Annotated in this window: 10 protein-coding genes and 1 pseudogene; 8 read left to right on the forward strand and 3 right to left on the reverse strand. The window is 61.5% G+C overall.

Features of this window, described 5'->3' with window-relative positions:
* Positions 1–81 precede the first annotated feature (81 nt).
* From V1292_RS24475 to V1292_RS24495, 5 genes and pseudogenes are all read left to right on the forward strand, one after another.
* The gene (locus tag V1292_RS24475) at positions 82–1,323 is read left to right on the forward strand and encodes a threonine synthase (protein WP_065747242.1); all 1,242 of its coding nucleotides are present in this window, start codon (positions 82–84) and stop codon (positions 1,321–1,323) included.
* Between the two features lie 106 nt (positions 1,324–1,429).
* Positions 1,430–2,398, forward strand: a complete 969-nt coding sequence (locus V1292_RS24480) for a tripartite tricarboxylate transporter substrate binding protein BugD (RefSeq protein WP_334375194.1) — start codon at positions 1,430–1,432, stop codon at positions 2,396–2,398.
* A gap of 59 nt (positions 2,399–2,457) precedes the next feature.
* Positions 2,458–2,622, forward strand: coding sequence for a hypothetical protein (locus tag V1292_RS24485; RefSeq protein WP_334375195.1), 165 nt, complete (start codon positions 2,458–2,460; stop codon positions 2,620–2,622).
* A gap of 488 nt (positions 2,623–3,110) precedes the next feature.
* Positions 3,111–4,421, forward strand: coding sequence for a hemolysin family protein (locus V1292_RS24490; RefSeq protein WP_334375196.1), 1,311 nt, complete (start codon positions 3,111–3,113; stop codon positions 4,419–4,421).
* Positions 4,415–4,573, forward strand: a pseudogene (locus tag V1292_RS24495) (tripartite tricarboxylate transporter substrate binding protein BugD); the annotation flags it as partial. The gene V1292_RS24490 and the pseudogene V1292_RS24495, both read left to right, overlap by 7 nt.
* 87 nt (positions 4,574–4,660) lie before the next feature.
* On the opposite strand, the gene V1292_RS24500 reads toward V1292_RS24495, so the two are convergent.
* Both V1292_RS24500 and V1292_RS24505 read right to left on the reverse strand, forming a co-directional pair.
* On the reverse strand, positions 4,661–5,950 hold the full coding sequence (locus V1292_RS24500) for a hemolysin family protein (protein WP_334375198.1): 1,290 nt from the start codon (positions 5,948–5,950) through the stop codon (positions 4,661–4,663).
* Between the two features lie 721 nt (positions 5,951–6,671).
* Positions 6,672–7,628, reverse strand: a complete 957-nt coding sequence (locus V1292_RS24505; RefSeq protein ID WP_334375200.1) for a calcium-binding protein — start codon at positions 7,626–7,628, stop codon at positions 6,672–6,674.
* A gap of 853 nt (positions 7,629–8,481) precedes the next feature.
* Here V1292_RS24505 and ilvD point away from each other — a divergent pair.
* Positions 8,482–10,221 carry a dihydroxy-acid dehydratase gene (gene ilvD, locus V1292_RS24510; RefSeq protein WP_334375201.1) on the forward strand — a complete coding sequence of 580 codons (1,740 nt, stop codon included), beginning with the start codon at positions 8,482–8,484 and terminating at the stop codon, positions 10,219–10,221.
* Positions 10,208–11,056 carry a tetratricopeptide repeat protein gene (locus V1292_RS24515; RefSeq protein WP_334375202.1) on the forward strand — a complete coding sequence of 283 codons (849 nt, stop codon included), beginning with the start codon at positions 10,208–10,210 and terminating at the stop codon, positions 11,054–11,056. Before ilvD ends, V1292_RS24515 begins: the two co-directional genes overlap by 14 nt.
* Positions 11,057–11,171: 115 nt before the next feature.
* Here V1292_RS24515 and xth read toward each other — a convergent pair whose 3' ends face one another.
* Complete coding sequence (gene xth, locus V1292_RS24520) at positions 11,172–11,963, reverse strand: exodeoxyribonuclease III (RefSeq protein WP_334375203.1); 792 nt, start codon at positions 11,961–11,963, stop codon at positions 11,172–11,174.
* 184 nt (positions 11,964–12,147) lie between these two features.
* Between xth and V1292_RS24525 the strand changes: the two genes are divergently transcribed.
* The gene (locus V1292_RS24525; RefSeq protein WP_334375204.1) at positions 12,148–13,278 is read left to right on the forward strand and encodes an efflux RND transporter periplasmic adaptor subunit; all 1,131 of its coding nucleotides are present in this window, start codon (positions 12,148–12,150) and stop codon (positions 13,276–13,278) included.
* The last annotated feature ends 1 nt before the right edge of the window (position 13,279 follow it).

A 13,279-nucleotide genomic window follows, 5' to 3' on the forward strand; every position in this document is an offset into this window, starting at 1 on the left:
TGCGGCGCTATGGATTGCTTCGTCGCAAGAGCTCCTCGCAATGACGGACAACGAGATCGCTCAATAAGAAAGAAACGAAGCGTGAAAGACAACGACAATCTGACCATTGAACGCCCGACGTTTGTGACCCATCTCGAATGCGCGATGGAAGGCGATCGGTACGAGGCCGACCAGATCCACAACCTCTCCAAGGCCGGCAAGCCGCTACTGGTGCGCTACGACCTCGCTGGCGTGAAGAAGGCGCTGACCAAGGAAGCCCTCGCGCAGCGCCCAGCCGACATGTGGCGCTATCGCGAGTTGCTGCCGGTGCGTAAGGTCACGGACATCGTCAGCCTCGGCGAAGTGACGACGCCGCTGATCCGGCTGCCGAAGCTTGCGAAAAAACTCGGCGGTGGCGAGATCATCGTGAAGGACGAGGGCCGTTTGCCGACCGGCTCGTTCAAGGCTAGAGGCCTGGTCATGGCGGTGTCGATGGGCAAGGCGCTCGGCATCAAGCACATGGCGATGCCGACCAACGGCAATGCGGGCGCGGCGCTCGCGGCCTACGCGACCTCCTGCGGCATCAAGACCACGATCTTCTGCCCGGCCGACACGCCGGAGGTGAACGTCAGCGAGATCGAGCTGCAGGGCGCCACCGTCTATCGCGTCAACGGTCTGATCGACGATTGCGGCAAGATCGTCGGCGAGGGGAAGGCAAAAGCCGGCTGGTTCGATACCTCGACGCTGAAGGAGCCTTACCGGATCGAAGGCAAGAAGACGATGGGCCTCGAGCTCGCCGAACAGCTCGGCTGGGAGATGCCCGACGTGATCTTCTATCCGACCGGTGGCGGCACCGGCCTGATCGGGATGTGGAAGGCGTTCGCCGAACTGGAAGCCATCGGCTTCATCGGCGCGAAGCGGCCACGGATGGTGGCGGTACAGGCGTCCGGCTGCGCGCCGATGGTGCGCGCCTTCGAGAACGGCACCGAGCATGCTCCGCGGTGGGAGGATGCCCATACCATTGCCTCCGGCATCCGCGTGCCGCAGGCGGTCGGAGATTTTCTGATCCTGCGCGCGGTCCGCGAGAGCAAGGGATTTGCGATCGCGGTCCCGGACGAGAAGATTTCCGCTGCGCTCAACGAAGTGGCGCGCGAGGAGGGCCTGCTGTTGTGTCCGGAAGGGGCGGCGACGTATGCTGCCTATCAGCAAAGCCTTGCCGACGGCCGCGTGACGAAGAACGATCGCGTCATGCTGTTCAATTGCGCGACAGGGCTTAAATATCCGCTGCCGCCGGTCACGCGCACGCTCGATCGCCACCAGCCGATCGACTACGCCAAGCTGTAGCGGCCGTCATTGCGAGCGCAGCGAATCCATCTCGCTCCGACGGAAGTATGGATTGCTTCATCGCTTCGCTCCTCGCAATGACGGAGTGGGCAATAGGGAGGTAGTTATGCGAAGGTTGGTTCTTGCGGTACTTGCAACGCTCGCTCTCGTCAGTCCCGCCGCAGCGCAGAGCTTTCCCTCGCGTCCCCTCACCATCATCGTGCCGTTCTCCGCCGGCGGTCCGTCGGATGCGATGGCGCGGATTCTCGCCGAGCGCATGAAGGTTACGCTCGGCGAGCAGGTGCTGGTCGAGAACGTGACGGGAGCGGCCGGTACGGTCGGCGTCGGCCGGGCGGTGCGTTCGCCGCCTGACGGCTACACGATCAGCTTCGGCCATCTCGGCACCCACGTCGCCAATGGCGCGATCTACAAGCTCGGCTACGACCTCACAACCGACCTTGAACCGGTCGCGCTGCTGCCGAGCAATCCGATGATCATCGTCAGCAAGAAGGCGGTGCCCGCAACCTCACTGAAGGAATTTGTGGCGTGGCTGAAGACGCAGCCGACGCCGGCGACCGCGGGCACGGCAGGCGCTGGCTCCGGCAGCCATATCGCCGGGGTCTATTTCGAGAACGTCACCGGCATCAAGCTGCAATATGTGCCCTATCGCGGCACCGGCCCCGCGATGAACGATCTCGTTGCCGGCCAGATCGACATGATCGTCGACCAGACCTCGAACTCGATCGGGCAGGTTCGTGCCGGCAACATCCGCGCCTATGCCATTACCGATAGCAAGCGCGTGGAATCCGCGTCCGACATCCCGACCGTGGATGAGGCGGGGCTGCCTGGATTTCACATGACGCTGTGGTCCGGCCTCTGGGTTCCAAAGGGCACGCCGAAGGACGTGATCGCAAAGCTGAATGCGGCGGCGGTGGAGGCGCTGAACGACCCGGCGGTGCGCAAGCAGCTTGAAAACCTCGGCCTGCAAATGCCGCCCAAGGACAAGCTCACGCCCGAAGCGCTCGGCGCCTGGCAAAAGGCCGAGATCGCAAAATGGTGGCCGATGATCAAGGCCGCCAACGTCAAGGTGGATTAGCTCCGGGCAGGGAACCTACGGGGAGTGCGGACGTTTAACGCTCTTATACGGAGCGTACGATGGCTGAAAACGACAACCGGTCCAAGGGCACAATCGGACTCATCCTCGGCGGAGTCATCGCATTGGCTGCTGCGGCATTCATTCTCACCGGCGGTGAATTGGGCGGGACTAAAGAGGTGACCAGCGATGCTGACCTTCCGCCGGTCGCGCCCGGAAAGAAATAGTGCGAAAATGCGTTGGTAAGTGTGCTGATTTGTCCGATTTCTTCGGAGTGCAGCGGCAGGGCCGTCCTCTATACTGATCGGATCCATTTCGGCTGAGCACCGTCATCGTTTTGATCCTGATCAATGGCATGTTTTGACCGAGCTTGCCGTTGTCGCTCTCGCTGTGCCCGATTACAGGCGCTCGTTGATCGAGACGTCGTCGGCTTGCGCCGCGCTGGCCCGCGGTTTCTTCGGAGTTCCCGGCTGGGCACTACGATGCTTCGTCGCGAGTGTCCAAATGCCGCATCATTAATCGCCGGTAGCGGGCTATTTTTGTCGGTGCCGGCCATGAGCGACGAACCTCCAAGCACACATTCCCTGAAATCGACGAGCAGCGAAACCTGCCTCGCGGCATCAATACTTGCGCGAGTCTTGCGAGGGTCGGCACATCACATAGAGAGGGTCCGCGTCGAACGGACGGGAACGGTCGACGCCCACGGGAGGTGACTATGCCCACGGACGATGGCAGCTTGGTCAACATACTTGGAATCCTCTCGATCATCGTACTCGTCGTTGCTAATGGCTTCTTCGTTGCGTCCGAATTTTCCCTCGTTGCGATACGCCGAAGCCGGGTAGGCCAGTTGGTCGCCGGCGGCCGCATGAATGCTCGGGCGCTGCAACGGGCCATTGCTCGGCTCGACTACAATCTTGCGGCGTGCCAGCTTGGCATCACGATTTCGTCGCTGGCGCTGGGCTGGATCGGCGAGCCGGCCCTGGCGCACCTGATCGAGCCACTATTGGTTGGGCCTCTTGGATCCGGCTCGACGTTCGGCGCTCACGCGATTGCCATCGCGATTGCATTCGTCATCCTTACGATGCTTCACATCGTGCTTGGCGAACTTGCGCCCAAGAGCCTCGCGCTGCAGCGGACAGAGATAACCGCGCTCCTGATCGTGCGACCGCTCGTGCTGTTCGGATTCCTGTTCAAGCCAGCCATCGTGTGCTTGAACGGGCTGGGCAACAGCGTTCTCCGCTTGGCCGGATTGAGGCCGGCGAGCGAACAGGAAACAATCCACTCCCCTGCGGAAATAAAGCTCCTGGTAGCCGAAACCGAGGAAGCAGGCTTGCTCGCGCGCGCGCAGCGCAATGTCGTCGAGCGGATCATCAACATCACCAGTCGCGAGGTGAGCGACATCATGACCCCGCGGACGGATATCGATTGGACTGATGCTAACGACAGCCGGGACGAAGTCCTGCGCGCCGTGCGAGAGTGCCGGCACGAGCACGTCGTCGTGAGCCGTGGTAGCCTTGATGAGATCGTCGGCGTCATACGCAAGCAAGATCTGCTTGATCAGGCTCTCGATGGCGAACCACTCGATCCCCTAGCCGCAATTCAGCAGCCTTTGGTTCTCCCCGAATCGACTCCCGTGCTTCACGCTATCGAGAGGTTCAAGGCGCAGCCCGCTCGCGTCGGCGTGATCGTCGACGAATATGGAACGCTTCAGGGCATCGTGACGCGGACCGACCTCCTTGAGGCAATTGCGGGCGATCTGCCCGATGTCGGTGAGGACTCTGAGGTGGTGGAGCAACAGGACGGCACATTCATCTTAGATGGCAAAGTGGCAGCGGACGAAGTTCTGATTCGCCTCAATATCGGTCGCAGGCCGGAAGGCGACTTTCACACGCTTGCAGGATTTGCGATTGCTTTACTCGGCAGAATACCCGCCATTGGCGACCAGTTCGCTTGGGAGGGATGGCGATTCCGGATCGTTGATATGGACGGTCGGCGGATTAGCAAGATTCTTGCATCAAGAGACTGAACGATCCTGCTGTACGCAAACAGCTTGAAAATCTCGGCCTGCAGGTGCCGCCCAAGGACAAGCTCATGCCGGAAGCACTCGGCGCCTGGCAAAAGGCCGAGATCGCAAAATGGTGGCCGATGATCAAGGCCGCCAACGTCGAGGTGGATTAGGATATGTACTCGTTAACTCGGTAGGGAGACGCATCGAGGTTGGTGATCGGACACTTTGCGTCCTGTTCCTTCTCCTTGAGTCGACATTTATGCCGGTTCAAGTCGACTGGCCAACACCTTGTCAATCCGCCTGCCGTCCAGATCGGCGACCTCAAATCGCCATCCCTCATCTTCAATTCTATCACCCACGTTGGGAATCTTGCCAAACTCCTGAAGCAGAAAGCCGGCAAACGTCTGATAGGGCCGCGATGCAGGAAGGGTAATCCCGAGCAAATGTGCAGCCTCAACCGCCGACATCCAACCGGAGATTAAATACGATCCGTCGTCACGCCTTACGGCAGCAGGCTCGGCCGGCCCGTCTTTGGTATTGAAGGAGCCGACAATCGCTTCGAGGATGTCAGCGCTGGTCACGACACCTTGGAAAACGCCATATTCGTCATGCACCAGTCCCACGTGAACAGGTGCACCGCGCAAGAGCGTAACCACATCTCGAGCATCGAGCGCTTCCGGCATTATGGGTGCTTCGCGAACCAGATCTCGGACTTTGGGGATATTGCCCGCCAGGTACACGTCAAGCAAATCTTTTGCACTCACGATGCCTACCGCGCCTTCGTGATTGCCATCAAAGACGACGAGATGGGAGTGTTCGCTCTCCAAGAGGTCAGCGAAAATTTGGTCGTTACTATCTTCCAAGTTGATAGAGTCTACTTCGTGACGTGGGGTCATTACCGCCCCTACGGCCAGATCGCCGAGCCGCATCACCCCGGCGATCCATTCCTTCTCGCCCGGTTCTAGCACTCCGGCATTTTCTGCCTCGGCGACAAGCGTTCGAATTTCATCCTCGCTGACTCTGTCGTCTGCTTGTTCTCGATGACCCAGCAGCCAAAGCAGGCTCTTGCCGGACCGATTAAGGAGCCACACCAGCGGATGCGAAACCTTGGCCAGCAACATCATCGCAGGCGCAACCTTGGCTGCCACAGCCTCGGGATCGCGAAGCGCAATCTGCTTCGGAACAAGCTCGCCGACAATCAGTGACGCATAGGTGATGACGGCCACGACAACGCCAACGCCGACCGGCTCTGCGATGCCGGGCGACAGGCCGGCCTCCATCAGCCAGTATCCAAGACGCAACCCTAACGTCGCGCCTGAGAAAGCGCCGGACAACACGCCAATCAGCGTAATGCCGATTTGAACCGTCGACAGAAATTTGCCGGGATCAGACGCCAGCGCAAGGGCGCGGCGGGCCCCTTTGACACGCTTCTGGACGAGGCCGGCCAGCCTCGACGGACGCGACGATACAATGGCCAACTCCGACATTGCGAGTAGGCCGTTGAGAACAATCAGGATCGCGACGATCCCGAGGTCTAGGTATAACACGATTTAGCCTTCTTCCCGGCCGAGCAGCCGCACCGGTACCGCATCATCGCCGCAGCACATATGTAGTGCCTTGTCACAGACTCACAATGGAACCGATGCCCGGAGCCCGGGTATGAGGGACAATCAAGCTCTCGGCTTGATCAGCTTTCGAACGTTCGCCGTTATCGCTGCAGTAATCATTCTGATGATTGCCGCCCTTGCATGGGAGAACATCGCGCATGTTCCCAGTAATCCCGGACCGAGCGGAATACCGGGATCGACGGTGTGAGATCAGACCCCGTCGGCCGCCGAGGATCTCTCAGGGACGACCACCGGGAAGTCGCTGACCGGATCATATGGCGTTGATCTTGGCACGCTGGATGGTGTTAGGCACCGCTAGCGACTACGCAGTTGCCAGATGCGATCCGGGTTTGCCCTCATAACTCAGGTGATCGACCTGAACGCCATCGCCCCTCAGCCTCATATCTTCGAGGGTGAGGGCTGTAATCAACTTGGTCTCAAGCTTTGGTACCCAGCATTCCGCGATCGATTTTCGGCCCGTCAGGCTCATGCATTCGCAATCGCACTCCAGGCTCGCTCTTCGTTCCGCATATCGCTGCGCTCATGCGGGCTGCTTGCTGTGACGCCGACGCAGTCCAGCGCCCGGCTCCGATTTAATCGGCGCCGGACGCTGCAGAACAAGGGCCGGGAGGAGGCGGTGGTCCTTGTCCTTGATCGCTGCTTAGGCGTAGGTAGCCACGTTTGCCATCGCCGTCATTTCATTGTGGTGGCCGCCGTCGGTGCCGCCACCGGCCAGCACGCCATCGTCTTCGATATCGAAGTGCGCGCCGCCGAGTTCGCCAACCTTCTCGTAGGCGCCATACACGGTTTGGGTAACGGCGATATCGCTCTGCTTCACCAGGTTGCCGTAGACGGTGATGGTGCCGAGCAGATCCTCGTCATGCGCGCCGGCATTGCCCTGCTGGCTGATGACGGTGATCACGCTGTAGTCGTTCCTGCCGTCGCCGTTGCTGTCCTTGTGCTCGATCGACTTGACCTCGGCGGTGTGCGCCGAGATTTCGATTTTGTCGCCCTGGGCGCGGTTGAAGTCCCGGATCACGTCATTGCCGAAGCCGTCGACCCAGTGATCATGCGTGGCGCCGTTCTCGCCGGTGACGCCGACCCAGTCGATGGTGCCGTCGTCGTTGACATGCTTGGCGACGATCTCGTCCTTGGCGTTCACCATGCCTTCGAAGCGGAAGGTGTCGCCGCCGGCGCCGCCGGTGAGGGTGTCGTTGACTGCCTTGAACGCCGCGGTTTCTTCCGCGAAGATCTGGGTCGTGCCGTCCTGGGCCGCGACCATCTCACCGGCGTCCGACCGGCTGAGCAACGTGTCGTTGCCGGTCCCGCCATTCATCCGGTCGGCACCGAAGCCGCCGACGAGAAGGTCGGCGCCGGAGCCGCCCGAGAGATTGTCGTTGCCCGAGCCGCCCCACACCTTGTCGTCGCCGGAGCCGGCGTTGAGCGTGTCGTTACCGGCCATGCCGGCGACCGAGTCCGCCTTGGCACCGGAGTACAAGACGTTGTTGCCCGTCGTGCCGTTCAGATGATCATGGTCGGCGCTGCCGCCCGTAAACCGGGCTAAAAAATCATCGAGACGGCCGTCGTCGAAGAACCTGTTCAGATTGAAGCGTGCCATTAGTCGAACCTCTTACTCAGAGGCCTCACGGACTAGAAACGACCACGGACTTTGGGAAAGCCTCGCGTGATGCGCGCGGGAAGGACGTGAGGCAGGATCCCTCACCCGCATCGAAGAAGAAACAGCAAAACGGGCCCGTGGCTGGACGTGTGCGCGGCGGATTTGCGCTGCGCAAGGGCAATATGGTGACGCGAAAGGCGCTCGTGCGCCGATCCTTTGGCACACGCCTCAATTCCAGCCAGCGATCAAAACATCTGCGACAAGTTGCGTACCGCGTTGTTCTCTCTCGCATATGAACGACAAGCGCCGACGATGCGCATGTCGCGGGCCGCATCATTGCGTGACGAAAACTGGCGCAAAGAGTGCCGGCCGCACAAAAATGACGCGATCCCTTTCGAACGCCAGGCATGGCACAGGATTGCAATTTTCGGCGTGCGCAATAGCGCAACCGGCGATAGGCGCCGTGGATATCGCGCAAGCTGCCTTGTCCGATTCGCGGCGAGGCCGGAGGCGGTCTGGACGCGTCGGCTATTCTCGCGTTGGACTTCTATTCGTCGTCGCCCTCAGGTTGTGACCGGTTGGAGCCTGGTTCCCTCGGACAAGGCCCTTCGACGGGTTCCGCAGACTTGATAAGCCAAAATAATGGTTGCCGCCGGGCCACGATTGTTGCGAGACTGCAACAACAAGGGAACATTTGGTTAACCGGCGCGCCCGCCTCTTGCTTGCGCCGCTATTTGGCCACACCCCTCCATGAAACCATTTCTTTCATAGCTGATTGGCCACAGCGGGCAAAGGCGACGGGAAATTGCTCCCGAGACCGACCAGGAGATGGCTGGGAGAACAGGTTCCGCTGATGGACGCCAAGACCGACATCAACAAGACCGACATCAAGAAGAGGTTACCGAGCCGTCACGTGACGGAGGGGCCGGAGCGTGCCCCTCATCGGTCCTACCTCTACGCGATGGGGCTGACCACCCAGCAGATCCACCAGCCCTTCGTCGGCGTCGCGTCCTGCTGGAATGAAGCCGCACCCTGCAATATCTCGCTGATGCGCCAGGCGCAGGCGGTCAAGAAGGGCGTTGCGGCTGCCGGCGGCACCCCGCGCGAATTCTGCACCATCACCGTGACCGATGGCATCGCCATGGGCCATGACGGCATGCGCTCGTCGCTGCCATCCAGGGAGTGCATCGCCGACTCGGTCGAACTGACCGTCCGCGGCCATGCTTATGACGCCCTCGTCGGGCTCGCCGGCTGCGACAAGTCGTTGCCGGGCATGATGATGGCGATGGTCCGGCTCAACGTGCCCTCGATCTTCATCTATGGCGGCTCGATTCTGCCGGGCAATTTCCGTGGCCAGCAGGTCACCGTGCAGGACATGTTCGAGGCGGTAGGCCGACACTCGGTCGGTGATATGTCGGATGCCGATCTCGATGAAATCGAGCGGGTGGCTTGCCCCTCGGCCGGGGCGTGCGGCGCACAATTCACCGCCAACACCATGGCGACCGTGTCAGAGGCGATTGGCCTGGCGTTGCCCTATTCGGCCGGCGCGCCGGCGCCTTACGAGATTCGCGACGCGTTTAGCGCCGCCGCCGGCGAGAAGATTCTGGAGCTGATCGCAGCCAACATCCGCCCGCGCGACATCGTCACCCGCCGCTCGCTGGAAAACGCCGCCGCCGTCGTTGCGGCCTCCGGCGGGTCGACCAATGCCGCGCTGCACCTGCCGGCGATCGCGCATGAATGCGGGATAAAATTTGACTTATTCGACGTCGCCGAAATCTTCAAAAAGACTCCTTATGTCGCGGATTTGAAGCCAGGGGGCCGTTATGTTGCCAAAGACATGTTCGAGGTTGGCGGCATTCCGCTTCTGATGAAGACGCTGCTCGACAATGGCCACCTGCACGGAGATTGCATTACCGTCACGGGCCGTACGATCGCCGAAAACCTCAAGAGCGTGAAATGGAATCCGCACCAGGATGTGGTGCGGTCCGCCGACAACCCGATCACCGTCACGGGAGGCGTTGTCGGGTTGAAGGGTAATCTCGCGCCGGAGGGTGCGATCGTGAAGGTCGCGGGCATGTCGAAGTTGAAATTTACTGGTCCTGCCCGTTGCTTCGACCGCGAGGAAGACGCCTTCGAGTCGGTTCAGAAAAAGACCTACAAAGAGGGCGAGGTCATCGTGATCCGCTACGAGGGGCCGCGCGGCGGTCCCGGCATGCGGGAGATGCTCTCGACCACCGCGGCGCTGACCGGGCAGGGGATGGGCGGCAAGGTCGCCCTGATCACCGACGGCCGGTTCTCTGGCGCCACCCGCGGCTTCTGCATCGGCCATGTCGGACCGGAGGCGGCGGTGGGCGGCCCGATCGCCCTGTTGCAGAATGGTGACATTATCGAGATCGACGCCGAGGCCGGAACCCTTAACGTAAAATTGACCGACGCCGAACTCGCCGAACGTAAAACCAAATGGCTGCCTCGACAGACTAACCATACGTCGGGTGCGCTGTGGAAATATGCCCAACAGGTTGGGCCGGCGGTGGATGGGGCTGTGACCCATCCTGGCGGTGCGCACGAGAAACAGTGTTATGCGGACATCTAGGCGTATCATTCTTGCGTTGATGTTGGGGGCCACACCCGTGGCTGCTCCCGGATTCGCATTTGATGGCGCACCGGTGAAGCCGGACGCCACGCTCCCCATGATGAACCAGCCCGCTGCCGCGCAGGCCGTCACGGCGCAGGCGCTGAAGAAGGCTGCGCCCGCGGCTACCGCGGCGGCGACGGCGGTTAACGCACCCTCGCTGACTTCGCTGCAATACGCCGCCGAGGGTGGCCATCCCGTCGCGCAGTGGAAGCTGGGGCGGATGTATGCCGATGGTAATGGCGTCGTTCAGGACGATCTGCGCGCCTTTGAATATTTCAGCCGCATCGCCAACGCGCATGCGGAGGACAGCCCGTCGGCACCGCAGGCGACGATCGTCGCCAACGCCTTCGTGGCGCTGGGGCGCTACTACCTCAACGGTATCCCGAACTCCAAGATCAAGCCCGACACCGAGCGCGCGCGGGAGATGTTCTCCTATGCTGCGTCTTATTTCGGCAATGCCGACGCGCAATACGATCTGGCGCGGCTCTACCTGAAGACGCCGGACGCCTCTCGGGATGATTTCCGCTACGGCGCGCGCTGGCTTGGTCTGGCTGCCCAGAAGGGCCAGCATCAGGCGCAGGCGATGCTCGGCCAGATGCTGTTCAACGGCGACCGGCTGCCGCGGCAGGCCGCCCGCGGATTGATGTGGCTGACGCTGGCGCGCGATAACGCCGCGCCCGACGAGACCTGGATCCGCGAAAGCTACAACCGCGCGTTCGCCAAGGCCTCCGACGACGACCGCGCCACGGCCCTGCAGATGCTCGAGCACTGGGTGCAGGGCAAGCGGGACTGACGCCGCGCTGCCGTAGGGTGGGCAAAGGCGCGTTAGCGCCGTGCCCACCGTCTTTCCGCACAACGAATTGGAATGGTGGGCACGCTTCGCTTTGCCCACCCTACGATTCTGTCGCTCAAGCCTTCTCCAGATCGAAATCCGCCCAGACCGGCACGTGGTCGGACGGCTTCTCCCAGGCGCGGACGTAGCTGTCGACGCCGACATCGATCAGGCGGTCGCTGGCCTGCGGCGACAGCAGGAGGTGGTCGATTCGAAGGCCCCAGTTCTTCTGCCAGGCGCCCGCCTGGTAGTCCCAGAAGGTGTAGAGGCCCGGTTCGTCGGTCACCGCGCGCAGCGCATCGGTCAGGCCGAGGCCAAGCAGGGACTGGAAGGCCTCGCGGGTTTGCGGCCGGAACAGCGCGTCGTTGCCCCAGGCGGCGGGGTTATAGACGTCGGCAGCAGCCGGAATGACGTTGAAGTCGCCTGCGAGGACCAGCGGTTCTTCTGCCTTAAGCCGCTCTTTCGAGTACTCAAGAAGCCGTGACATCCATTTGAGTTTATAGGGATATTTGTCCGTTTCCGGCGGGTTTCCGTTGGGCAGATAGAGGCACGCTATCCGCATCACGCCGGTCTTCAGCGTTACCACGCCTTCGAGGAATCTGGCATGGGCGTCCTCGTCGTCGCCGGCCAGGCCCGATTTGGTCTCGTCGAACGGCAGCTTCGACAGCAGGGCGACACCGTTGAAGGTCTTCTGGCCGTGGGTGACGACGTTATAGCCGAGCGACTCGAGCTCCAGCCGCGGGAACGCGCCGTCAACGCACTTGGTTTCCTGCAGACAGACGACGTCCGGCGAGCAGTCTTTTAGCCACGTCATGAGATGCTCGAGCCGCTGCCGGATCGAATTGACGTTCCAGGTTGCAACACGCATGAATTCTGTCCGGATCGTAACTACACAATTTCCGCTGCAGTGGCATACCATGTGCAGCCGGGCTGTGATAACCGTTTAAGGAATAACGGGCTGCGATAACCGTTTAAGGAATAAGGCGCAAACATCGCCGTCAAGGGGCAGGAGTAAACCGTCCCGTCCGTTGTGACCGGCGAGCGTGAAAATTATGAAAAAGCGTACCTTGATACTTGTTACCGGCGCCATCGCCATTGCTACCGCGGCCGGCTTCATTACCCGCTCCTCATGGATGGGCGGCAGCAGCAACGCTCAAGCCCCGCAGCGGCCGCGGACGGTTTCGGTCGAAATGGCAAAGGCGGAGCGCAAATCCGTCCCGGTCGATGTCGACGCCAATGGGACGGTGACGCCGATCTCCAGCGTGGCGCTGAAATCGCGGCTGGAAACCACCATCATCGCGGTGCATTTCGAGGATGGCGCCAAGGTCAACCAGGGCGACTTGCTGTTCACGCTCGATAGCCGCCAGATCGACGCCCAGATCGAACAGGCCGAGGGCGTACTCGCCAGGGACCAGGCGCAGCTCGAGGGCGCGCAGCGTGACCTTCGCCGCTTCAACGATCTGGTCGCCAAGGGCGCGACCACGCAGGTCAACGTCGATAACGCCAGGACACAGTCCGATATCCTGACCGGTACCATCAAGGCCAATCAGGCTGCACTGGACAACCTGAAGGTCCAGAAAAGCTATACCATGATCCACGCGCCTATCTCGGGCAGGATCAGCGCGGCCAACGTGAAGGCCGGCAATTTCGTGCGCCCCGCCGATGCCACCCCGCTTGCGGTCATCAACCAGATGGCGCCGGTCTATGTGACATTTGCGGTACCACAGCGCGTGCTGGTCGATTTGCGGGAGTCGATGGCGAAAGGGATCTCCACCGTCACTGCGATGATCCCGGGCCATAAGCGTTCAGAGACCGGCAAGATCGCGATGGTCGAGAACACCGTGGACGCGACCACCGGCATGGTCACCGTGCGCGGCATTATGGCCAACGAGAATGAGACGTTGTGGCCGGGCACGCTGGTCGCCACCAAGCTCGTCATCCGCAACGAAGACGCAATCGTGGTGCCGACGGTCGCCGTGCAGCGCAGCCAGAGCGGCAATTTCGTCTTCGTGGTCAAGGACGGGGTCGCCAAGGTCCAGCCGGTCACGGTCGACCGCACCTCGCAGGGCATCTCGGTGATTTCGGAGGGGCTCGCCGGCGACGAGAACGTGGTGGTCGACGGGCAATTGCTGCTGTCTGACGGAACGCGGGTCGAGCCGCGGGCTAAAAAGGCCGGGGCGTAGC

The sequence above is a fragment of the Bradyrhizobium sp. AZCC 1719 genome (genome assembly GCF_036924525.1).
Lineage (GTDB): Bacteria > Pseudomonadota > Alphaproteobacteria > Rhizobiales > Xanthobacteraceae > Bradyrhizobium.